This is a genomic window from Paraburkholderia sp. MM6662-R1 (assembly GCF_050436245.1).
Classification (GTDB): domain Bacteria; phylum Pseudomonadota; class Gammaproteobacteria; order Burkholderiales; family Burkholderiaceae; genus Paraburkholderia; species Paraburkholderia tuberum.
Genome location: NZ_JBNDLV010000004.1, coordinates 287,185 through 309,836, shown reverse-complemented (window position 1 = coordinate 309,836; position 22,652 = coordinate 287,185). Strand labels below are relative to the sequence as shown.

At 63.5% G+C, this 22,652-nt stretch carries 18 protein-coding genes and 2 pseudogenes; 10 read left to right on the top strand and 10 right to left on the bottom strand.

The genetic code is table 11. The features are described 5' to 3' along the window. Positions 1-9: 9 nt before the first annotated feature. The 3 genes from OKW39_RS31205 to OKW39_RS31195 are packed head-to-tail and all read left to right on the top strand — an operon-like array spanning position 10 to position 4,574. Positions 10-1,617, top strand: coding sequence for a carboxyl transferase domain-containing protein (locus tag OKW39_RS31205; protein ID WP_090806672.1), 1,608 nt, complete (start codon positions 10-12; stop codon positions 1,615-1,617). A 49-nt stretch (positions 1,618-1,666) separates the two neighbouring features. Then, entirely contained in the window at positions 1,667-2,452 is a 786-nt protein-coding gene (locus tag OKW39_RS31200; protein WP_429564420.1) for an enoyl-CoA hydratase/isomerase family protein, read from the top strand. Positions 2,453-2,504: 52 nt separating this feature from the next. Next, positions 2,505-4,574, top strand: coding sequence for an acetyl/propionyl/methylcrotonyl-CoA carboxylase subunit alpha (locus tag OKW39_RS31195; RefSeq protein WP_429564419.1), 2,070 nt, complete (start codon positions 2,505-2,507; stop codon positions 4,572-4,574). A gap of 33 nt (positions 4,575-4,607) precedes the next feature. On the opposite strand, the gene OKW39_RS31190 is transcribed toward OKW39_RS31195, so the two are convergent. The 3 genes from OKW39_RS31190 to OKW39_RS31180 all read right to left on the bottom strand — a co-directional run bounded on the left by OKW39_RS31190 (position 4,608) and on the right by OKW39_RS31180 (position 7,399). Further along, the gene (locus OKW39_RS31190; RefSeq protein ID WP_090806666.1) at positions 4,608-5,399 is read right to left on the bottom strand and encodes a phosphate/phosphite/phosphonate ABC transporter substrate-binding protein; all 792 of its coding nucleotides are present in this window, start codon (positions 5,397-5,399) and stop codon (positions 4,608-4,610) included. Between the two features lie 17 nt (positions 5,400-5,416). Then, entirely contained in the window at positions 5,417-5,695 is a 279-nt protein-coding gene (locus tag OKW39_RS31185) for a DUF1488 family protein (RefSeq protein ID WP_018423012.1), read from the bottom strand. Between the two features lie 411 nt (positions 5,696-6,106). After that, positions 6,107-7,399 carry a cation:proton antiporter gene (locus tag OKW39_RS31180; protein ID WP_429333650.1) on the bottom strand — a complete coding sequence of 431 codons (1,293 nt, stop codon included), beginning with the start codon at positions 7,397-7,399 and terminating at the stop codon, positions 6,107-6,109. A 770-nt stretch (positions 7,400-8,169) separates the two neighbouring features. On the opposite strand from OKW39_RS31180, the gene OKW39_RS31175 reads away from it, so the two are divergent. From OKW39_RS31175 to tssJ, 3 genes and pseudogenes are all read left to right on the top strand, one after another. Continuing rightward, entirely contained in the window at positions 8,170-8,466 is a 297-nt protein-coding gene (locus tag OKW39_RS31175) for a hypothetical protein (protein WP_090806660.1), read from the top strand. 702 nt (positions 8,467-9,168) lie between these two features. After that, positions 9,169-9,846, top strand: a pseudogene (gene tssG, locus OKW39_RS31170) (type VI secretion system baseplate subunit TssG); the annotation flags it as partial. 23 nt (positions 9,847-9,869) lie between these two features. Next, on the top strand, positions 9,870-10,391 hold the full coding sequence (gene tssJ / locus OKW39_RS31165; protein WP_429564418.1) for a type VI secretion system lipoprotein TssJ: 522 nt from the start codon (positions 9,870-9,872) through the stop codon (positions 10,389-10,391). Between the two features lie 13 nt (positions 10,392-10,404). Here the strand turns inward: tssJ and OKW39_RS31160 are convergent, their stop codons facing one another. The 3 genes from OKW39_RS31160 to OKW39_RS31150 all read right to left on the bottom strand — a co-directional run bounded on the left by OKW39_RS31160 (position 10,405) and on the right by OKW39_RS31150 (position 13,276). Then, positions 10,405-10,998 carry a ParB-like protein gene (locus OKW39_RS31160; RefSeq protein ID WP_429564417.1) on the bottom strand — a complete coding sequence of 198 codons (594 nt, stop codon included), beginning with the start codon at positions 10,996-10,998 and terminating at the stop codon, positions 10,405-10,407. A 224-nt stretch (positions 10,999-11,222) separates the two neighbouring features. After that, positions 11,223-12,983 (bottom strand): tannase/feruloyl esterase family alpha/beta hydrolase, encoded by a 1,761-nt coding sequence (locus OKW39_RS31155; protein WP_429564416.1) that lies wholly within the window; start codon positions 12,981-12,983, stop codon positions 11,223-11,225. A gap of 59 nt (positions 12,984-13,042) precedes the next feature. Further along, positions 13,043-13,276 carry a hypothetical protein gene (locus OKW39_RS31150; RefSeq protein ID WP_184066277.1) on the bottom strand — a complete coding sequence of 78 codons (234 nt, stop codon included), beginning with the start codon at positions 13,274-13,276 and terminating at the stop codon, positions 13,043-13,045. Positions 13,277-13,329: 53 nt separating this feature from the next. Between OKW39_RS31150 and OKW39_RS31145 the strand changes: the two genes are divergently transcribed. Next, on the top strand, positions 13,330-13,581 hold the full coding sequence (locus OKW39_RS31145; protein ID WP_262419825.1) for a DUF4148 domain-containing protein: 252 nt from the start codon (positions 13,330-13,332) through the stop codon (positions 13,579-13,581). A gap of 102 nt (positions 13,582-13,683) precedes the next feature. Here the strand turns inward: OKW39_RS31145 and OKW39_RS31140 are convergent, their stop codons facing one another. From OKW39_RS31140 to OKW39_RS31125, 4 genes are all read right to left on the bottom strand, one after another. Beyond that, positions 13,684-15,930 (bottom strand): sensor domain-containing protein, encoded by a 2,247-nt coding sequence (locus tag OKW39_RS31140; protein ID WP_429564415.1) that lies wholly within the window; start codon positions 15,928-15,930, stop codon positions 13,684-13,686. A gap of 300 nt (positions 15,931-16,230) precedes the next feature. Beyond that, complete coding sequence (locus OKW39_RS31135; RefSeq protein ID WP_429564414.1) at positions 16,231-17,592, bottom strand: metallophosphoesterase family protein; 1,362 nt, start codon at positions 17,590-17,592, stop codon at positions 16,231-16,233. 211 nt (positions 17,593-17,803) lie between these two features. Next, positions 17,804-19,096, bottom strand: coding sequence for an NRAMP family divalent metal transporter (locus tag OKW39_RS31130; RefSeq protein ID WP_429564413.1), 1,293 nt, complete (start codon positions 19,094-19,096; stop codon positions 17,804-17,806). A 309-nt stretch (positions 19,097-19,405) separates the two neighbouring features. Continuing rightward, entirely contained in the window at positions 19,406-20,239 is an 834-nt protein-coding gene (locus OKW39_RS31125) for a class II glutamine amidotransferase (protein WP_187610734.1), read from the bottom strand. A 181-nt stretch (positions 20,240-20,420) separates the two neighbouring features. Between OKW39_RS31125 and OKW39_RS31120 the strand changes: the two are divergent. The 3 genes and pseudogenes from OKW39_RS31120 to OKW39_RS31110 form a co-directional block, all read left to right on the top strand. Further along, positions 20,421-20,563: pseudogene (locus OKW39_RS31120) on the top strand (nitrate reductase); the annotation flags it as partial. Positions 20,564-20,813: 250 nt separating this feature from the next. After that, the gene (locus OKW39_RS31115) at positions 20,814-21,497 is read left to right on the top strand and encodes a SagB/ThcOx family dehydrogenase (RefSeq protein WP_429564412.1); all 684 of its coding nucleotides are present in this window, start codon (positions 20,814-20,816) and stop codon (positions 21,495-21,497) included. A 261-nt stretch (positions 21,498-21,758) separates the two neighbouring features. Beyond that, a complete protein-coding gene (locus OKW39_RS31110; RefSeq protein ID WP_429564411.1) occupies positions 21,759-22,652 on the top strand; it encodes a class I SAM-dependent methyltransferase in 894 nt (297 codons plus the stop codon).

Here is a 22,652-nt window from a genome sequence, read left to right as displayed (position 1 = left end):
AGCGACGTCATGCCGATCATCGAATCGAAACTGAACCCACGCTCGGACGACTTTCGCGCGAACGCGGCGGCGCTCGAAGCGCTCGTCGCCGATCTGCGCGCGAAGATCGAGCAACTCGCGCAGGGCGGCGGCCAGGCCGCGCGCGACAAGCACACGAGCCGCGGCAAGCTGCTGCCGCGCGAGCGGATCGCGCAACTGCTCGATCCGGGCACGCCGTTTCTCGAACTGTCGCAACTCGCCGCGTACGGCATGTACAACGACGACGCGCCGGGCGCCGGCGTGATCACCGGCATCGGCCGGATCGCGGGACAGGAGTGCGTGATCGTCTGCAACGACGCGACCGTGAAGGGCGGCACCTACTATCCGGTCACCGTGAAGAAGCACGTGCGCGCGCAGGAAATCGCCAGCGAAAACCGCTTGCCGTGCGTGTACCTCGTCGACTCGGGTGGCGCGAATCTGCCGAATCAGGACGACGTGTTTCCCGATCGCGATCACTTCGGCCGCATCTTCTACAACCAGGCGAATCTGTCGGCCGCGGGCATTCCGCAGATCGCGGTCGTGATGGGCTCGTGCACCGCGGGCGGCGCGTATGTGCCGGCGATGAGCGACGAGTCGATCATCGTCAAGAACCAGGGGACGATTTTTCTCGGCGGCCCACCGCTCGTCAAAGCCGCGACCGGCGAAGTGGTCAGCGCCGAAGATCTCGGCGGCGGCGACGTGCATACGCGTCTGTCGGGCGTCGTCGATCATCTTGCGCAGAACGATGCGCATGCGCTCGGTATCGCGCGCAGCATCGTCGGCCATCTGAACCGCGTGAAGCCGGCGCCGCTCGTATTGCAGGAGCCGAAGCCGCCGCGCTACGACACCCAGAGCATCTACGGCGTGATTCCGGTCGACACGCGCAAGCCGTTCGATATCCGCGAAGTGATCGCGCGTATCGTCGACGATTCCGCGTTCGACGAATTCAAGGCGCGCTACGGCACCACACTCGTCACCGGCTTCGCGCATATCTGGGGGCATCCGGTCGGCATCGTCGCGAACAACGGCATTCTGTTTTCCGAGTCGGCGCTGAAGGGTACGCACTTCATCGAGCTGTGCTGCCAGCGCAAGATTCCGCTCGTGTTCCTGCAGAACATCACGGGCTTCATGGTCGGCCGCAAGTACGAAAACGAAGGCATCGCGAGAAACGGCGCGAAGATGGTCACCGCGGTCGCGACCGCGAAGGTGCCGAAGTTCACGGTGATCATCGGCGGCTCGTTCGGCGCGGGCAACTACGGCATGTGCGGCCGCGCGTATTCGCCGCGCTTCCTGTGGATGTGGCCGAACGCGCGCATCTCGGTGATGGGCGGCGAGCAGGCCGCGTCGGTGCTCGCCACCGTCAAGCGCGATGGCATCGAAGCGAAGGGCGGCAACTGGAGCGCGGAGGAAGAAGAGGCGTTCAAGCAGCCAATCCGCGAGCAATACGAGCGTCAGGGCCATCCGTACTACGCGAGCGCGCGGTTGTGGGACGACGGCGTGATCGACCCCGCGCAAACTCGCGACGTGCTTGGGCTGGCTTTGTCGGCGGCGATGAACGCGCCGATCGAAGACACGCGTTTCGGCGTGTTCAGAATGTGATGGCCCGCGGCGCCGCGACGCGACGACGCAAGGCGAAGGAGTGCTACGCATGCAATACGAAACGCTGAAGGTCGAGTTTGCCGGCCAGATCGCGACGGTCACGCTCAATCGTCCGGACGTGCGCAACGCGTTCAACGAAACGATGATCGCCGAGCTGACTGCCGCATTCACCGCGCTCGACACGCGCGACGACGTGCGCGCGGTCGTGCTCGCCGCGAACGGCAAGGCGTTCTGCGCGGGCGCCGACCTGAACTGGATGAAGAAAATGGCCGGCTACTCGGACGACGAGAACCGCGCCGATGCGATGCGGCTCGCCGGCATGCTGTCGGCGGTGTATCGCTGCAACAAGCCGGTGATCGCGCGCGTGAGCGGCGACGCATACGCGGGCGGCATGGGCCTGATTGCCGCGTGCGACATCGTCGTCGCGGTCGACAGCGCGCACTTCTGCCTGTCCGAGGCGCGGCTCGGGCTGATTCCCGCGACGATCGCGCCATACGTGATTCGTGCGCTCGGCGAGCAGGCGTCGCGGCGCTACTTCCTCACCGCCGAGGCGTTCGACTGCGCGACCGCGTTGCGGCTGGGATTGGTCAGCGAAGCGGTGAGCGCCGAGCAGCTCGATGCAACGGTCGCGCAGCTCGCGCAGACGCTGTGCGCGAACGGCCCGCAAGCGGTGCGCGCCTGCAAGCGGCTCGTGCAGGACATCGCGGGCCGCGAGTTGAGCGACGCGCTGATCGAGGACACCGCCGTGCGGATTGCGAAAACGCGGGCCGGCGCAGAGGGCCGCGAAGGCGTGGCGTCGTTCCTCGAAAAGCGCACGCCGGGCTGGCGCAACTGACATGCTCCGCTAACAACCATCGCCCCGTACCGCCCATTTCATCGAGACACTCATGTTCAACAAGATCCTGATCGCCAACCGGGGTGAAATTGCGTGCCGCGTCGCGGCGACCTGCAAGCGGCTCGGCATCGCGAGCGTGGCCGTCTATTCGGACGCCGACGCCAACGCGAAACACGTCGCCGCCTGCGACGAAGCGGTGCATATCGGCGGTTCGACGGCGGCGCAAAGCTATCTGCGCATCGAGCGGATCATCGAAGCCGCGCGCGCGATCGGCGCGCAGGCCGTGCATCCGGGCTACGGCTTTCTTTCGGAAAACGAAGACTTCGCGCATGCGTGCGAGGCGGCTGGCATCGTCTTTATCGGACCGCCGGTCGAAGCGATTGCCGCGATGGGCTCGAAGGCCGCCGCGAAAGCGCTGATGCACGCGGCCGCGGTGCCGCTCGTGCCCGGCTATCACGGCGACGACCAGGAGCCGCAGCTGTTGCAGCGCGAGGCGGACACGATCGGCTATCCGGTGCTGCTGAAGGCGAGCGCGGGCGGCGGCGGCAAGGGCATGCGCGTGGTCGAGCGCAGCGCGGACTTCGCGGCCGCGCTGCTGTCGTGCAAGCGCGAGGCGGCGAGCAGCTTCGGCAACGATCGCGTGCTGATCGAGAAGTATCTGACCCGGCCGCGTCACGTCGAGGTCCAGGTGTTCGCCGATCGGCACGGCGGCGCCGTTTATCTGTTCGACCGCGACTGTTCGGTGCAGCGGCGTCATCAGAAAGTGCTCGAGGAAGCGCCCGCGCCGGGGCTCCCGGCCGAGGTCAAGCGCGCGATGGGCGAAGCGGCCGTGGCCGCCGCGCGCGCGGTCAACTACGTTGGCGCGGGTACGGTCGAGTTCATCATGACGCCGACCGGCGAGTTCTATTTCATGGAGATGAACACGCGGCTGCAGGTCGAGCATCCCGTCACCGAGATGGTGACGGGGCAGGACCTCGTCGAATGGCAGTTGCGCGTTGCCGCGGGCGAGAGTTTGCCGCTCACCCAGCAGCAGTTGACGCTCGACGGCCACGCGATCGAGGCGCGCATTTACGCAGAGCATCCGGCGCGCGGCTTTCTGCCGTCCACCGGCACGCTCAAGCATCTGCGCATGCCCGAAGGCGTCGAGTTCGCGATCGACGCGGCCGGGCTCGGCGAGCCGGGCCGCAAGGCGCCGGTGCGTATCGACAGCGGCGTGCGCGAGGGTGACACGATCACGCCGTTCTACGATCCGATGATCGCCAAGCTGATCGTGCACGGCGCGACGCGCGAGGAGGCATTGGTGCGCCTCGCGCGTGCGCTGCATGCCTGCGAGGTGGTCGGGCCGCATACGAACGTCGAGTTTCTGCGGCGCATCGTCGCGAGCGAACCGTTCGCGAGCGGCGAGCTCGACACCGGTTTGATCGAGCGTCATCACGACGTGCTGTTCGCGCCGGCACAGAAGCCGTTCAAGGAAGCGCTCGCGCTCGCGTGCGCCGCGTTGTTGACGCGCGAGGGCGGCACCGCGCACGGCGCGTCGCCGTGGGACGCGTTGTCGCACTGGCGGCTCAATAGCGGCTACACGCAAACGCTCGGCTGGCGCGTGATCGACGACGGCGCCAACGACGACAGCCCCGACGCGTTCACGGTCGTTTTCGCGCGCAACGGGGACACGCAAGCGCTCGTGCAAACACTCGAACACGACGGCGTGCGCGAGGACTTCACATGGTCGGTCGGCGCGGGCGCCCATGAATTCCGCGCGACGATCGGCGATGCGCGCGTGACGGGGCGTGTATTCGTCGACGGCGACAGGTTCCACGTGTTCTGCCATGGCGAGACGCTCGCATTCGAATGGCAGAACCTGCTCGCGCATGCCGCGGATGCCGAGCACGGCGAAGGCCGGCTGACCGCGCCGATGCCGGGCAAAGTGATCGCGGTGCTGGTCGAACCAGGCACGGTGGTCGAGAAGGGCGCGCCGCTGATCGTGGTGGAAGCGATGAAGATGGAGCATACGATCGGCGCCCCGGCGGCGGGCACGGTCGCCGAGGTGCTGTATGCGGTCGGTGATCAGGTCACCGACGGCGCGCAACTGCTGGTGCTGGAGGTGCAGCAGGCGGGTGAATAAGCGCGTCGAGTGGCAGATGAGCGAGTAGGTGAATCAAGCGAGCCGCTCGTAGCCCGCGGCGCGCGCTTCGCTTTCCAACTCGCCGATGCGCGCGTAGTCGGTCAGCGGCAACGTCGAAAAACCCCTTAAACGCAGGCGTTTTGCGCGCTCGGGGCGCACGCTCAGCGCCTCGTTCAACGCGTCGCGCAACGCGGCGATCGTGGCCGGCGGCACATTGGCCGCGGCGATCAGCGGCAAGCCCGGCGAGGCGGCGGTCATGCCGATCGCGCGCACGCGCCCCGCGAGTTCCGGCAGCACGTCGCAAACGAAGGCGAAGGTCACGCAGTCGATCGCGGCGACGTCCGCGCGATTGTCCGCGACCGCGCGCAGCGAGCCGAGATGCGAGCCCGTGCGCAGCACCGCGCCGAAGAACATGCCGGCGCGCGCGAGCGGCGCGACCGCGTGACGAAATGCGTTCATGCCGCTGTTCGAATCGTCCTGGTTGTAGGCGGCGCGTGCGCCTCGGCACGAGGCGAGTGAGTCGAAGCGCGCGTCGGCGCGCGTGACCAGTACGCTCGAGTAATGTGCGCCGTCGCAGCCGGGCGCATCGAAACAGGGTGTCGCGACCAATTGCACCTGCGCGTGCAGCCCCTGCATCAGCGGATAACCGCAGGTCTGGGAAATCAGCAGATTCGGGCGCCGCCAGAAGCCGTGCAGTTCCTCGTCCGGTTCGACGATGCGGCACGCGGGCTTGACCCGGCGCAGCACGTCGTCGAGCCACTCGCGCCATTCGAGGTCGAGCGCGGGTGTCACGTTGTACATCGGCAGGGCGGCGATCCAGCTCATGAAGGCGTTTCTCGCGCCTAATGTCTGACCAATTTGAATTCGTCGAGACCGAGCCGCACCGGCTCGCTCGGCGTGAACTGCCATCGCTGCGCGGCTACGGAGAGGATCTCGTCCTGCGCATCCTCGAACGCGACCAACAGGTCCTGCTTGCGACGACTCACGGCGCCACAGAACTCGACCAGCGCGTCGGCGCTGACTTCAAAAATCTGCGCACGATCGTCGCAGCACACGCGGAACGCGACCGTCGCGCATTCCGTCACACAGGGCCGGAACCCTTCATCGACATAGACCGACATGGCGAACTCCTTCGGACGCCTGAATCGACAGAATGACAAACCGCGCCTGCCAGGTATGTGGGAGAACCGGCATTGACGGCCAAATGCCCGGCGCCGCGGCAGGCGCGACGGTCCGGAAACTGGCGGAAAGTAAGCCAGAAACTGGCGGCGGACTCGTTGAAGTCCGAGCCAGGGCCGCGGCGCGAACCGTGGCCGGAGGGAGACGGCGGCGGTTCGACTCGCCATCGGTCTCGCCTGCTGATGGGCCGCCCCGGGTCAGAATCGCGGCGGCACTGCTCAGAAAACGCTTAAATCGGGCGCTCCAATCCAATGTCGAAATCGACGCGAGAACCGCTCGCGCCGGTCTCGGACTGTATTTGGATTTTCTCACCAATCTCGCGGTGCAGATCGGCGTAGGTATCCACTTTACGATTAGCGCGCGTTTTGTGCAGGCGATGCGTCCGGCGGGGCTGGCCGGGTTGCGTGAGCGGCCGGGATATTGAGCCGACGGATCAGCGGGCCCAATGTCGTTGCCTGAATCAGTAGGCTGAATACCACGACGAGATACGTGACGCCGATGAACATTTCGCGCCCGTGAAACTCCGGCAGCGACAGCGCGAGCGCAATCGAGATGCCGCCGCGCAGTCCGCCCCACGTCAGCACGACAGCCGAATGCGGACTGAGCCGCCGGAAGTTCTGCAGCGCGAGCAGCGGAATCGCGACGCTGACGCCGCGCGCGAACAGCACGACCGGAATCGCCGCCAGCCCGAGCCAAACGATCTCGACGCGCAGCGACAGCGCAATGATTTCGAGTCCGATCAGCCCGAACAGCACGAGATTGAGCAACTCGTCGAGCAGGTCCCAGAAGTTGAACAGATGCTCGCGCGTCTTCTCCGACATCGACGTCGACGCGCCGTGATTGCCGATCACGAGCCCCATGATCACGACCGCGAGAGGCGCTGACACGTGCAGCGCTTCGGCGAGACTATAGCCGCCGGTCGCGAGCGCGAGTGTGATCAGGATTTCGACTGGATAGCTGTCGATACCTCGCAGCAGCAGCGACGCGCCGAAGCCGAGCGCCGCGCCGAGCACGAGCGCTCCGGCGACTTCGCGCAGCAGATCGAATGCGATCGCGCCCCCGGAAAACTCGTTCGCGCCGGTCGCGAGTCCGACTAGCGTGACGAATGCGACGACGGCCGTGCCGTCGTTGAACAGCGATTCGCCGGTAATCTTGGTTTCGAGGCTTTCGGGCGCCGCCGCGCGCTTGAGCACGCTGAGTACCGCGATCGGATCGGTCGGCGAGATCAGCGCGCCGAACACGAGACACCACAGCAGGCTCACCGGCTGGCCGAGCCATTGCGCTGCGTAGTAAAAGCCGAAGCCGACCACCGCGATCGAAATCAATACGCCGATCGTCGCGAGCATCAGCACCGCGCGCCGCTGCGTGCGCATCTTCGACAGATCGACGTGCAGCGCGCCGGCGAACAGCAGCAGACTTAGCAGGCCGTGAAACACGATGTCGGCAAAATCGATCTGCACGACGATCTTGCGCGCGGCGATCGCCATCGCCGGATAGTAGAACCCGAGCGCAGAAATGCCGACGCAGACGACGAGCCCGACCGCGGTGATGCCGAGCGTGTCGGGCAACCTGATGAATCGATAATTGAGGACGCCGAACAGCGCGACGATGGCGAACAGCGCACCGGCAATCTGGAAGACGCTCATCGTGCACGCTCCCCCGCTTCGCGGCGGCGCGAACGCGTGATCACCGTGGCACCGAGGTAACTTGCGCGACAAGGCATAAAACAGGCAGGCAGAGAATGCCGACACAATTGCGATATTGAACCAGCGAGATGTTTCACCAGCAATTCCTTATTCAGGCTCATTCAATCCGATAAGCGATCTGCGGTCTGTAATGACACGATCTTTGCCGCTGGCGATCGAGCGACGTACCGGGACGGACGCTTTATTCAAACGCAGCGGACGATGCGGCCAGACGCAGCGTACTTTTTATTGGACCACGAGCGGATGACGGCGAACCGGGCGGAGCCAGGCTCGCCAGAGGGCGCCACGATGGGCAATGGCAGTGTTCGGACTACCGAAGCGCCGGAGGAGTTCCGGTCTTTATTTTGGGATATAGCTTTTTATTTCGAGATGGTTCGCGGGGCTTGATTCGTCCAGGCTATTCAATCGAATCTGAATAAACGGTATGAATTTGTAATCCGAATTTGCCGGTCCGATGACTTCACATTGCATGGAGCCTTGTGATTCATTGTTCCAAAATCTGTAAAGCATATATCTAATCTCACAGTAAAACTGTTTTGCTCGTCATTGAGCATGGTTGACGCCGGAATTGGCAGGTCGAGAGCAGGGAAAGCCCTAACCGGGAATTGCCCAGGATATGACAATTGTTGACAAATGCGAGTCGAGAATGATGCAGCATAGATACATAGCGAAATGCTGTTATGTAGCAATGGGTGAAGACGGAGAAGAGCATGGAGCAAACCTATCGTTATCGGGGATTCGACATCGTGGTCAACGCGTTGCGCGCGACCGATATGTCCACCCGTGTCGGCAGTGCCACGGCGCGGCGCGCGTACGTGGCGAGCGTCACGTTGAAGACGCGGCTGATCGGCGACGAGTGGTCGACCGCTTTCCGGGTAGCTTCGGTGCCCGGTCGTTCGTCGACCGATCTGCGGGAAGTGCTGGCGGCTGGATTCGCGGCCGCCACTCGGGTCGTCGACGACGTGGTGAGCGTGATGGGCGATGGGTTCGCGCGCAAGGCGGCCTGAGTTCCACACGGGGCGCTCGGCGCCGTGGTGCCACGCGGCAGCGTGATCGCGCACAGGGGTGCCCAAGCGGTCCCGGCATTTCAAAGCGCTCGCGATCGTTGACCGTCGACTACGGTTGTCGGTCGTGGCGAGCGTCGAAATAACCACGCGTATCCCCGCGGTGCGTGTGGGTCCCAGGCAGGGCGTGCTCGTCTCCTCAGCGTCCTGTTGTTTTAATCCCGCCCCCCTGTGCGGGATTTTTTTTGTCAGTCGACATTGCGTGCGCTCGGTAATGCACTGCCACATCCGCACGAAAAGAGCATGTTTAGCTCGCGATTTATGTCGGCTGTGTGAAATGCGGGTGAAAAAGCAAGCGGAACAAATAATGCTTATTTGAAAATCCTTTCTGTTTGCCGTTATTGTCTCCGTGGCGGGGACGGCTTAGACCGATAGTCCCGATCCTCATGAACGGCCCGCGCGCATGAATGCGGCGGACGGCACACTGGCCACGTGATCGCTTGCTAATGGAGCAGCAAGGAAAAAAGCCTCGAACACGAGGCGTGATCGAGGCTGCCGAAGGACAGACTCAATGCCTGTCCGGGAAGGTCGATCGGACCCGTGATCGACCTTGCCCACTATAGCCAGTTATCCGCCGAGCAACTGTGAACAAATGTCGCGGTCGAATCGACTGGCGAATTCGCGAATAAATCTGAATCGTAGCGTCGGATTCGATTAGCAGCGCGCACAGGCTTTCCGGCGGGCGAGATCGCCGCAGTCGAATTCGCTGCTGATCCGGATTCCCTGGTCAATGCCGCGGCGCCGACCGTGCGCACGACGTTCATGGGTCTTTACGGCGTCGACGCGGCGATGCCGTCGCACATGATCGACGAGATCGTGATGCGCGAGGAAGGGCACGAAGCGGTCGAGGCCTTTCTCGATCAGTTCAATCATCGTTTCGTCACGCTGCTGTATCGGGCGTGGAAGAAGTACCGCTATCCGGAAAGCTTTCGCGCCGGCGGCAGCGATGCGCATTCGCGCAATCTGTTGTGCCTCGCCGGCTTTGGCTGGGGCAACAAGCCGCAACGCGCCGGCTTGTGCGATTCGCGGATGCTCGCGCTGCTCGGCCTGCTGATCCAGCGAACGCGCACACCTGAAGGGCTCGCGGGCGTGATCGCGCTCGCGGTGCCCGGCGCGGACGTGCGCGTCGATGAGTTCTTTCCCGCGCTCGCGCGCGCGGGCGAGCCGCAGCCGCTGACGTCGTCGGCCGGACCCGCGCCGCGCCTCGGCTGGACGACCGTGCTGCCTGCCGTGAACGAACGCCTGATCGACGTCGCACTGGGGGTCTATCGGGCGCTTCCGAAGCCCGCCGCCAATCCGTACCTGACTCATGCCGCGTCATGAACGACGCGCCGAAAGGACCATTGATGAACCTTCGTTTTACCGTTTCCACCCTTGCGTCCGCCGCGCTGCTGTCGGCATGCGGCGCCTGGCAATCCGTATCGGACGCGTCGTCGAGCGCTTATCACGCGGTGTTTTTCAAGCAGATCAAGGTGCTCGACATCGATCTGTCCGCGCGCGAAGCGCTGAACCCCGACGATGCTGGTCGTGCGACATCGGTCGCGGTGCGCGTGTATCAGCTGAAGGACCGCAAGATGTTCGATGGGGCGTCGTACGAGGATCTGCTGAAGAACGACCGCACGGTGCTCGCGCAGGACTTGCAGGCGAGCATGGCATCGGTGCTGAATCCCGGTGCGTCGGCAAGCCTGTCGCAACCGATGCGGGCCGACACGAACTATGTGGCGGTCGTCGCGTTCTATCGCAATCCGGGCAGCGGGGATGGTTGGAAATATGTAATCGAGAAGAAGACGCTCGATGCGGACAAGCCGTTGAAGATATCGTTGATGGATCAGTTTCTAGTGCCGGCGGGCAGAGCGGCCCACGATTAAGTGGGCCGCCGACTCAATCCGTGCGACCGAGATAGCCCGGTAGCCCCAATGCAGAGTCGCTCCTGGCCAGCTTCAAGGCTTCCTTGAGCAAAGCTGTGAACTTTTCGTCGCTATCGGGCTGCGGCAACGTCGCGCGAAAGAAGTCGGCCCAGCGAAATTCTTCCAGCGGGACACTGGTTTTTTCATAGCCGCCGGCATCGCGGACCGCTGCCGCGAGGCTTCGGTATTCATCGTCCTTCATTTCCCACACGTGCTCCGCCAATTCGGCAAACGGCCGGCGCATGCCTTGCGCGTCATACGGAAAGGTCCATCGTTGATTTTCCATGCTGAGCCAGAACGATGCCCACGTGTACGACGAAAGATCCCGCACGAGCACGACCGGAACCGCGCGCACGCCCACCTGCCACAGCGCCGCCGCCACATGGTGATGATCGATCGCGAACGGTATGCCGTTGGGTCCGCAGACGACCGGTATCGGCTTTTCGGCGATGGCCATCTCCAGGTCATGGCTGCTCAGGGACCGGTATTGGCGGGCTTTTTCGCGGACCTCCCGCGCGCCGTGGGTCATTTGTGTGGGACGGAGCTCTTCGATTTGCCGCGTGTCCATGTCGGTCTCCTTGTCTGGATGCGTTGACGCGGCTCCCGCAAATTTCATGCCGCCGGGCGAGGCGTCGCCCACTTTCCGCCAGACGTCTACGGCGCATCGTCCACACACAGCACCGGATCGCTGACCAGACAATCCGCATCAGACGCGGCAGGCCCGGTCGATTCCGGCACGATGTCGATTCATCCAGTTAGCGCCGCGACCGGCAAGCCTCTCCATGACCGGCTTCACTGCACGCAGGTAAACGAGCTCGCGCTGTTCACGTCGCCCGCGCCGTTATAGCTGGGCCACGCCGGATACTGGCATAGCGGCCGCGTGCGTCCCGGCACACCCTCCGTGTCGGTGACCACCTGGTGCGCCGGCGGTGTGCCGTGCTCGACCCAGTTCTCCAGCGTCGTCAGCGAGTCCCACGACGCATTGAACTCGGTGCCGACCGCGTGCTGCAGCCCCGGAATCTCATAGAAGCGCGCGAACGAGCCGACCGCGCCAAAGCCCATCGTCACCAGCATGCGCTGATAGTAAATCTCGGTTGCCCGCGTGCTGACGGTCTGATCGACGGTGCCGTGCGCCATCAGCAACTTGCCGCCGTGCCGCATGAAGGGCGTCAGGTTCGCATCGGTCGCGTCAAGCCCCGACAGCATGCTGACGCGGCCGGACCATCGACCGGCAATCGCGGGGTTGTACTGCAGCGAGTCTGCGTCCGGGTTGTCCATCACCGTGTAGCGGACGAAGTCGTCGGCGATCTGGCCGTCGAACATCGCGGTGCTTTGCAGCGGATACGACGGCTGCGTCGTGCCGAGCGCGAGCGTCGTGACGGTGCCTTCGAGCGGTGAACTGCCGCCCACCCCGAGATCGGCGCCATACACGTTATAGCCGGGATACAGCGTTTCGCCGCTTTCGAGCGGGTACGCAAACACGAGCGGCGTGTTCATCGTGTTCAGCGCCGCGATCTGCCGGTCCGACAGGCAGGTGTCGCCGCGCGCGATACCGCCGGCGCAACGCAAAGGCTTGCCGTCGACGCTGGCCGTCGCCGGGTTGAACGTCGCATTGCACGCCTGCACGTTGCTGATGAGACCGTCGACTACACCGTCGAGTCCGTCGCAAGCCTGCATGACCGCGTTGAGCAGCAGCGCGCGCTGCGCTGTGTCGAGATACGCGCCGGGCGCTGCGAAGCCTTCGGTCACGCGCAATTGCTGAAGGCTCAGCGTCGTAAAGTCGTACGCGGGATAGAACGCGATGATGCCGTCCCAGTCGCGCGGCCAGCGCTGCGCGACGGTCAGCGCCTCGCGCCCGCCAGTTGAGCCGCCCGCGAAATACGCCCTGGACGGATGCGTGCCGTAATGCGCGTCGATGATCACGAGCGAGGCGTCATGCGTTTTCTTCAGCGCTTCTCCCATGAAGTTGTCGTAGGCCTCGGCGTTGACGGAGAACGCGCCGTTCACCGAACCGTTGCTCGCCTCGTGCCCGGAATCGCTCGCGAACACCGCGTAGCCGCGCGACAACGGTCCCGGCAGAGCCGCCGGCGCGCTCGGCACGTTACCTGTGATGGCGGGAATCGAGCCGTCGAAACCCCCGCCGCCGAGCATCAGGATCTTGCCGTTCCACTGTTCCGGCAACGCGACGTTGAACAGGATGTCTGGCGCGGATGGATCGACCGGATGAATCGCGCCGGCCACGAGGCAGTACGATCCGGTAGCCGTCGCGCCGCTGCCGCTCGCCGCCACCTGGGTCGTCGAGGTGACGACGGCGCCTGTCGTCGGCAGACCGATCTCACGGGCGCGGATGGTCAATCCATTCAGATTCGGACAGCTGAGTTTCGATCGGGGTGGTGGCTCGTGCCTTTTGCATGCCTCGCCCTGGCATTGTCCTGCTGTCGAACCCGCGTACGCGCCGTGGCTCCACATGGCGCACAGCGCCAGCACACAGCACGCCCCCACCCACGACGGCACGCGCCCACGCGCGCGCCACGACTCTCTGCTCAAGTTCATCGCCGTGTCTCCTTCCAATGAGGCCTGGAGACGGCACCGGACGTCGCGGCATCAGCCCCCTATGCCATGACGTACCCATGACCTTTGACCTTTGTTGTTTTTGCCAACGGCGCGGCCACCGCGTGCGCAACGCCACGTCGCGTCTTGCGCGCAATACCGCCCGACACCGCATATCCGCACTTGCATTCGATTTGGTAGAAGTCTTTCATCGGCCTGTCGATGTGGTTCCGGTCGGCCAAAATCAACCAATCAATCATAGTCGCTAACTCACGCAACGCGCGCCGAATCGTCATCGCGGGCACGCCAGAGTGTCGTACTCGCTCGACACTGCGAAGCCGGTACGAGGTTGATGGCCAATTCGGCGAGCCTGTATGCGCAAACTGCGTCGGAGCCCGAACCTCATCAAGTCACCCGCGCGGAAGTCATGCACGAACTCGAGGAGCTGGAAGCGGCCGGATATAACCCGTCGGTCGGCGACGACGGTTCGTATCCCGCCGACATTCAAGCTGCCGAAGCGAAGGTCGCGGCCATGCATCGAGCGGAAAGGGGCGCGGCGATGAGTGCGGGACAGAGCGGGCAACCGGTGCGCACGCATTGAGGGCAAAGGCGAGAACCGGAATGGGACCGGGTTGGCTGCGTCATCGTATGTAGGTCGAGGCCGGCAATCGCTAATTGCGCGCGGTCGTCGCGGAGCTGTTCGTCAGTTGGAGCAGTCGCTCGTTGCTCCCGCTGCGGACAAAGGCACGAAGCTTTCGCACTGAACCAGATTCTCCGCATTCATCGGCTTCGTCAAAAAGAACCCTTGCACGTAGTCGCAGCCTGCGTCGCGCAGCGCATGCAGCTGTTGATTCGTTTCGACACCTTCGGCCGTCACTTTGATGCCGAGTTCGTGCGACATCTGAATGATGCCCCGAACGATCGAGGCGGCCGCCGCGTCGCGTCCCAGCGTTGCCGTAAACGAGCGGTCGATCTTGACGATGTCCGGCGAAAAATCGGCCAGATAACGCAGGCTCGAGTATCCCGTTCCGAAGTCGTCGATGGCGATGCGCACGCCAAGCCGCTTGAGCGCCATCAGCGTTGCCTGCGCGAGTGAGGGGTTTTCCATCAACGCGCTTTCGGTCAGTTCGATCTGGAGGCAGCGCGGCGGCACCCGGTGCTTTCGCAGCGCCTGGTCGACTATGGCGACAAGCGAGTCATCCCTGAGCTGACGCGCGGACACGTTCACCGACATGGACAGCTCTTTCCTTCCGGCGGCCTGCCAGACGGCCAGTTGAGCGAGGGCCGCGTCCACGACCCATGCCCCGACTTCGACGATGAACCCACTTTCTTCGAGGATCGGAATGAAGCTGCCCGGACCCACCAGGCCTCGTGCTGGATGATTCCATCGAACCAGTGCTTCGACGCCTTTCACCGCCAGAGAGGCTGGCTCATGAATACCCTGGAAATGCAGCACGAATTGGTTCGACGCCAGCGCCGTGGGCAGATTGCACTCGAGTTCGAAATCGCCGAGCACGTCGCTGGATGCTTCGTCGGCGAACCGGAAGCCGTTGCGACCGCCTTTTTTCGCCGCATACATCGCGATATCCGCGCTCGTCAGCAGCGCCTCGTGATCGCGGCCGTGCTCGGGAAAGATCGATATGCCGATCGACGCCGTGACGAATGGCGCAGCGTGGTCTTTTCGAACGTCGCTTGAAAACAGGTTCAGCAGAGACTGCGCCAGGCTCGCCAACGTGGCCTTGTCGCTCTCGCCCCTGACGATCACCGCGAACTCGTCTCCGCCGAGGCGCGCTACACAGGCATCCGGCGCAAGCGCTCCCTGAATGACTTTGGCGATGTCCTGCAACAGACGGTCAGCGGCCGTATGGCCCAGCGTATCGTTCAGGACCTTGAATCGGTCGAGATCGACGAACATCAGACTGAAGGCGACGTTCTGCCTGCAAAGCGTCTTCATCTGGCGGATCAGCGCACCCCGGTTAGCCAAACCCGTCAGGCCATCGGTGTAGGCCAGACGGTCGAGCGCCGCGAGGCGTTCCTGTTCCAGCGTGATGTCTTCGCTGACACCGACGATGCGCACCACGTTCGCGGAGCCGTCGCACACGGGATAGGCCGTGCTTCTGATCCAGCGCAGGCAACCATCCGGACGGCGGATGCGGTATTCGACGCGACCTTCCGCCACCTCGGACGCGACGCGGTTCATCTCGGCGAGCAATGGTCCCAGATCCTCCGGCACCACGAGATCGAGCCACGCGGAAGGCCTGTTGCCAAGCTCTTGAGGCGTAATGCCGAACACGCTTTCGACACCTGCGCTGACATGATGACAGTGTTCAAAATGCGAGCTATACGAATAGAACACGAGCCGGACATGCAACTCCATCTCATGCATCAATTCATCGCGTTCGCGCAGTGTCTTCAACAGCTCGGATTGCTGGGTGACATCCTCGGAAGCACAAAGCAGCGCGCTCACCGCACCGTCGTCGCCCGTCACTGGCGTGAGCGTGGAGTTCCACCATCTGGTACGCCCCCTCGTCGTCGCGCAGCTTCCAGTGAACGATGTGCTCTTGCCGGAAACGGCGCCCGCCAAAGCCTTCTCGGCCGCCGTGCGGTCCTCGCCGGTCCAGAATGCGAGCCAGTCCGAGCCGGACAGTTGCTCCGGTGACTCCGCTTCCATCAACATCGCGCCATGCTCCGACACCCGCAGCATTTTTCCGTCGGTAGCGAGCACCTTCAGGCAGTCGCGATTCGCGTGCAGAAGCCCGCTCGCCAGTGCGGTGGCGGCGCTTTGCCGCGCGTAATCCAGGCCGAGTTTGCGACGAACGATCGCGAGACCGGCGACGCCCGACACCATCGACAATGCGACACGTAGGGTAATCGCCGCTTCACCGGCCGCTTGATGCACAAGAGCACCGATGCCAACGCCGGCAACGACGGCAATGCAGAGACTCGACAACGGTATGGTCCTGCGTTGACCGTACCGCGACAGGAAATAGGAAAGAAACTGCTGGTTGCGGGCTGCCCAGCCATTGGCATGTGCGTCGCTATCGACCCGGGACTCAATCGGTTTGGTTTCTTTAGGGCACGAAGCCGCTTTGAATCTCACGCTGTTCTCCGACTACCCGGTTGAGCGACGGCTCGAACGCTGCGAGCCGGCCTCACTTTAATTATTACGGTAGGAAGTCACAAATCTTTAATGCGGGGAAACGCGCGGGAACCGCGGTTCGCATGAGATCGGGGGCGGATTGCGCGCCCATTAGCCTTGGTGGGGCTTGACCTGCGCGAACTGACGAATGCGCTGCGCAAGAGCGGGTATTCCCGAGTCGCGAGCCACGTAGTGAGCGACCTGCCGGGTGGCCAGATCGATGGTCACCTGATCGTCGGGGGTCTTCGTGTTGGGTCCGTCAACGGCGGGATGGTATTCGATACGCAGTTGCCTCGCGTTGGCGACGAGCCGTAAATAGCCGAAGTTGCGGTCGTCGTAGCTTTCGAGGACCACGGCATCCGTGTCTTTCGACGCAGCCTGGATCAGTTGCGGCGCGCGTAGGGGCGGCTGTCCGTTGGTGGTGAGTTGCTGCACGGCGTGACCGCCGTTCCCGCAAACGATGTAAGGGATGTGGGTGCCATCGGAACGGGTTCGCGTAAAGCGCTGATAGTTGTGCGCGTGTCCCGCGAGGTCGGCATGCGGCCAGATACCGACCTCATTGCAAACCGTATCGATCTGCTGTTGCATTTCGACGCTCCAGCCATGACGGCCACGCGCCACATAGGGCGGATGGTGATGCGCGAAAAGCAGGGCGCCTCGATAGTTCTCTTTCTTCACCCGCAATAACGCCGCTTTCAGGAACTTCAACTGGCTGTTGCCGATGTGACGGTCCGCGATCACGCCTGGGTCCTCGAGCGTATTGCTGTACAACGCAATGATGCGCACGAACGGCGCCTCGAACGTGAAGAAAACGCCTGGCTGAATTTGCGCCGTCCGTGAAAGGTTGCCCGCATCGGGAGAGACCTGGAAGCAGTCGGAGCAGAAGTTCCTCAGAAACGCCTGCAGGCTCTTCTCATGCTGCAACGGCGAAACCATTCCGTCGTGGTTGCCGGCAGCGGCGAGAATCGGCGCATGATAGTTGCGGTACGGATCATAGAACTGATCGTAGTAGTACTGCGCTTCGCCAAAGCTGTAGACGATGTCGCCCAGCAGGAAGTTGAATTGCGGCACCTCGGCGGGATCGGCTTCGTCGAAGTCGCTGACCATCTTGTCCGAAACTTCATTCTGGGTGGCCGGACCTTTCGTACTGCCGCAATCGCCGGTGGCGTGAAAGACGATCTGTCCGTTCGCGCTGATCGTATCGAGGAGCTTCTGGTTGTTGTCCACCACCTCCGCAAACGTCAGCCGGGGCTCGGTGCCGCCGCGCGGTGGCGGAAACGGCAGCGCCTTCAGCTTGTGCTCGCGGTTCAGTTCGTCGATGACCTTGTAGGCTGCGGCATCGGATGCGTGCCTGACCACGAAAGTTTGCGGGTCCGGCGTGGGTTGTGGCTGCGAGAAAACGGGCGCGGCGAGAATCCTGTCGCTGCGGTTGCCGCGTGCGGCTGACGATTCATCTGAACGCTTTTTCGGCATTTGCAATCCTCCTTGATCGTCGAACGGGAGCGGCCACGCTGTTGTCGGCAAACCGTCAGCATGTGACGGCGCTGGCGCCGGCCGGATGCACCGTTCAGACGAACCTGAAACGGGGAAGTTCAGATCCGCATGCCGTTGCGCAACCCGTGCGGCCCGAATTGCGGCGCACCGCTGTTCCGTGCATAGCCGGGTTTACGGTGGCACGCGTCTGTTACGACGGTACGAACACGCCCACAGCCGCCAGCGCCATCGCGAGCGTTGCGAGCCATCCTCCCCAGGCCAGCATGCCCTTGACGGCGAACTGTCCCATGACCCGCCGGCTTCGCGCCATCAGCATCATGATGACCATGATCGGCACCGCGGTAACGCCATTGATCACCGCGCTCCAGTACAGCGCGCGGATCGGGTCGAAATGCATGAAGGTGATGGCCACACCGCCCAGGATGGCCAGTGCGATCACCGCATAGAATTCACGCGCGAGCGTCAGATGCAACGCGAGACTGCTGCGCCAGCGAAAGCTGCCCGCGGCGGCGTAGGCGGCCGAGCCGGCGAGGACCGGCAGCGCGAGCAGGCCGGTTCCGATGATGCCGAGCGCAAACAGGACGTAAGCGAAGCGCCCGGCAAACGGCTCGAGCGCGCGCGCGGCATCGGCCGAGGTTTTCACGTCGATGTGATGCAGATGCAGCGTAGCCGCCGCCGTCAACATGATGAAGAATGCAACGAAATTGGACACCCCCATGCCAACCCACGTATCGAAACGGATCCTTCGCAACTGCGCGGGCGCCTGGTGCGGTACGCGGCGCAACGGCGCCTGTTCCGGTGCCGAGCGCATTTCTTCGACTTCCTGCGACGCCTGCCAGAAGAACAGGTACGGACTGATCGTCGTGCCCAGCACCGCGACGACCATGGTCAGATAGTCCGACGTCAGCGAGATGCGCGGCAACACAATGGCGCGCGCGACTTCACCCCAGGGGACCGGAACGATGAATGCGACCGCGACGTACGCGAGAAGCGAGAGGGCGGTCCACTTCAGAACGCGCGCATAACTGTCGTAGGGGACAAAAATCTGCAGAACGACGCAGAGCGTCCCGAGGCCGACGACATAAAGGTGCTGCGGACCTGGCAGCAGCAATCCGGCCGCGGCGCCCATCGCCGACAGATCGGCGGCGATGTTGATCACGTTCGCCACGACGAGCAGGGCGACCGCGCCGTACAGCAGCCATGCTGGATAATGCGCGCGTATGTTGGACGCGAGGCCCTTGCCGGTTACCCGGCCAATCTGTGCGCTCACCAGCTGTATTGCGGTCATCAATGGATACGTGATCAGGATCACCCAAAGAAGGTTGAATCCGAACTGCGCGCCGGCCTGCGAATAGGTGCCGATTCCTGACGGATCGTCGTCCGCGGCGCCCGTGATCAGGCCAGGGCCCAGGCGTCTGATCCAGGATCGCTCCACGGAATCGCGTACGGCGGATTCCGGCTCGATCAATTCTTCGTCGTTCATATATGTGTCACCTCGCGGCAACGTTTAGCAAGTCGCGGGCCCGGGCGTTCGTGCCAGCGTCGCGCGGCTTCGGGAGGCTGCACATCATGGACGCGCTCGACGAGCGCACCGGCGAAGATGCGCAAGGCGCCTCCGCTGACAGTGCGCGGAAATGCGGGTTTCTAAACGGGAGTAACGAACTTTGGGCCGTGCCGGCGGACACCGTCACGCATGGTGCGCAAGAGGCTTCGTCCGCAAGTGGATCTCGTCGATCGCGTCAGGCAAGTCTTCGAGCACGATTGGCTTGACGCGACTCAGTCCATGCGCGGCTCAGTCCAGTCGCGGCTTGAACGCATACTGCCCAATCTCGCCGCCGCGCGCGACCACCGCCGTGCTCTCGGGAATTTCCTCCCAAAAGCCCGGCAAGTCCGCGAGCGGCTCGGACAACACGAGGAACGCATTCTCGCCGGCCGTCTTGATGCGCTCGTCGTCGGGATACAACTCGCGCAGATGACGGAACGACGTGCTGTGAAACAGCGAGCGCGACTGTCCTTCGCTCGAGTAGCGGACCGCGATGATCTGCTCGCCGTCGGTCGCGCAGACGGTCATGTTCAGCGGTTCATCCACGCCATGCCGGCGGCCGGTGGCTTCGACGAATCCGACCATCCGTTCGAGCGCGGTGACGGGCGCGAGCTCCAGCCCGAAGGTCAGCGCGAGAAAAAACAGCACCTCGGAATCGGTCGAGCCTTCGATGGACGGGAACAGATCGGGCTCGATCTTCACCATCAGGTCGCGGCGCACCGCCGGATAGTTGCGCACCAGGCCGTTGTGCGCGAACAGCCAGCGGCCGTGGCGGAACGGATGACAGTTGGTTTCCTGCGACGGCGTGTCGGTCGCCGCGCGCACGTGCGCGACGAACAGCGGCGAGTGGATTGCCCGCGCGGCCTCGCGTAGATTGCGGTCGCTCCACGCGGGCTGGATGCAGCGGTAGCGAAACGGAATGTCAGTGGGATGTCCGTACCAGCCGATCCCGAAACCGTCGCCATTGGTGGTGGTGGCGCCGAGCCGGGAATGCATGCTCTGATCGATCAGCGAATGCCGGGCGTTGAACAGCACGGTTTCGAGCTGAAGCGGATTGCCGGTATAAGCGAGCCAGCGGCACATGATTGCTCTCCTGTCGGTTGCGCATGACAACCCTACACCACCCGCGGGCGGCGATTGTAGGACCAAAGTCCGATTGAGGCAGACACCTTACCTGTCACTATGCCAGATGGCGTTTAGGTGCTTGCGTGCCGGGCATCGCTTTGAGCTTGCACCGGCCTGATCTGACAGAGGCAGGACGCGCATGAGCCACTTTCTGGACAGGTTACGTTACTTCACGGCCCCCCGTCCCCAGTTCTCGGATGGTCATGGTGCTGTCACAGATGAAGACCGGCAATGGGAGGATGCTTACCGCAGCGCTGGCAGCACGACAAGATAGTTCGCTCCATGGGCGTCGTCACCGGGATCGTCTGGGTTTCGCTGATCCTGATCTACCTGTCGGAAGTGCGGCGCACAGCGGTCGTGGGTTCCGTCGCTTAGCCGTGTTCGTGTTTGCTCCGCGCGAGTGGTCGACTGCGCCGTTGGCGCTCGACGGACCTCCCCCCGCAAAAGACGAGGCGGCAAATGTGCAGCACTGAGATTCGCGCAGGCTGCAGGCTCTGCCAGCCAGCCTGCTTTTTTGCTGATGGAGGTGCCGATGAAACGCCGTGAACTGTTGGTTGCGCTGGCCGCAGGCGCGCTCGCAGAGGGTTCTACCGGCCTCGCGCAGGCAAGCCAGGCGAAATTCACCGGTCAGATCGATCTGCCCAAGCCCAACCTCAAAGGCACGATGTCCCTCGAAGAAGCCATCGAGAAGCGCAGGTCCGTGCGCAGATTCGCGCCAAAGCCGCTGCCGGTCGAGGCCATTGGCCAACTGCTGTGGGCCGGGCAGGGCATCACCAGCTCGGACGGCAAGCGCGCGGCTCCTGCGGCCGGCGCTTTGTACGCGCTCGAACTTTACGTGGTGACCGCCACGGAGGTGATGCACTATCTGCCTGATGGCCACCGGGCCGAGACGCGGGCGACCCACGACCTGCGCCCCGAGCTGAGAGCACTGGCGGTCAACCAGGCGTCCGTCGAGGCGGCCCCGGCCTTGCTCGTGGTGGCCGCCGATCCCAGTCGGCTGAGCGCGAGGTATGGCGGGAGAGCGAATCTGTATGCCGATCTCGAGGTCGGGCACGCGACCCAGAACATGCTGCTCCAGGTCGTCTCGCTTGGGCTCGTCGCGGTGACCGTGGGCGCCGTCGACGGAGCTCCGGCGGCGCGCAAGCTCGGCCTGCCTCACGCCCAGACCGTCGTCTATTTGGTCCCGGTAGGTTTTCCGGTCTATGTCATTGCGTGAGAATGAAATGAACGCGCCCCACCCGCGAACGAAAGGTGCTCGATACTTTCAAACAGGACCTGGACCTCGCGTTCGATACGCTGACGGCAATAGAAGACACCTACAAGGCATCGCCCGCTCCCTGACACGCGGGTTCGAGGACTGGGGTTCTTCCCGGCGCGACGGCATGCGCAGACATCGATGCACCGGCCAGCAGTGCGGCAAACACGAACTTCGAAGGAGCGGGTATCGTGTGTGCCATGTCAACTCCGCGTGGTGCCTATGAAGCCGATTCTCGTGCGCTCGACCCTGGTGGAATCTTCGAAGCGTCGTGCTGCCCGTTTCGCGATGACGGTGATCGCGACGATCATGGCCGGATGCGTTTCCTCCTCACAGCTGAGCGGTCATGTCACACCTTCGCAAGTTTCCGAGGCGAAGGCGCTCGACCTGGCGGTCGCCAATCCGCAACGCAGTCAGACCGCCCGGGCGCGCGACGTCTATCGTCACCCGGCGCAGACGTTGCGCTTCTTCGATCTGAGTCCGACGCAAACCGTGCTGGAGATCGCGCCGGGCGGCGGGTGGTACACGGACATTCTGGCGCCCTATCTGCACGACGCGGGTCATCTGTACGAAGCGCAATATCTGAGCACGTCCGCGGACCTGGCCTCGGAAGACCGGTCAATCGATGCAGAGTATTTGCGTAAGCTCGCGGGCGCCCCCGCAATCTACGGGAACGTCGTGGTCGGCACATTGCACGCGGGCCAGTTTTTCGGCTTCGATGCACACGAGCGGTTCGATCGAGTACTTACTTTTCGCAACATTCACAACTGGATCAAGGATGGGCAGCTCGATGCCAATCTGCGTGCGTTCCATGACGCGCTGAAGCACGGGGGCGAACTTGGTGTGGAAGAACATCGCGCCCGGCCCGGCTCGACGGTACAGCAGATGATCGAAACCGGATATGTGACTGAAGCTTTCGTGATTGACCGGGCACAGGCGGCCGGCTTCGTGCTCGCGCAACGCAGCGAAATCAACGCGAACGCGCGAGATACGAAAGATTATCCGCATGGCGTATGGTCGCTGCCGCCGGGCTACGCGGGCGGTGACGTCGACCGCTCGCGCTACGCTGCAATCGGTGAATCGGATCGCATGACGCTGAGATTCGTCAAGCCTTAG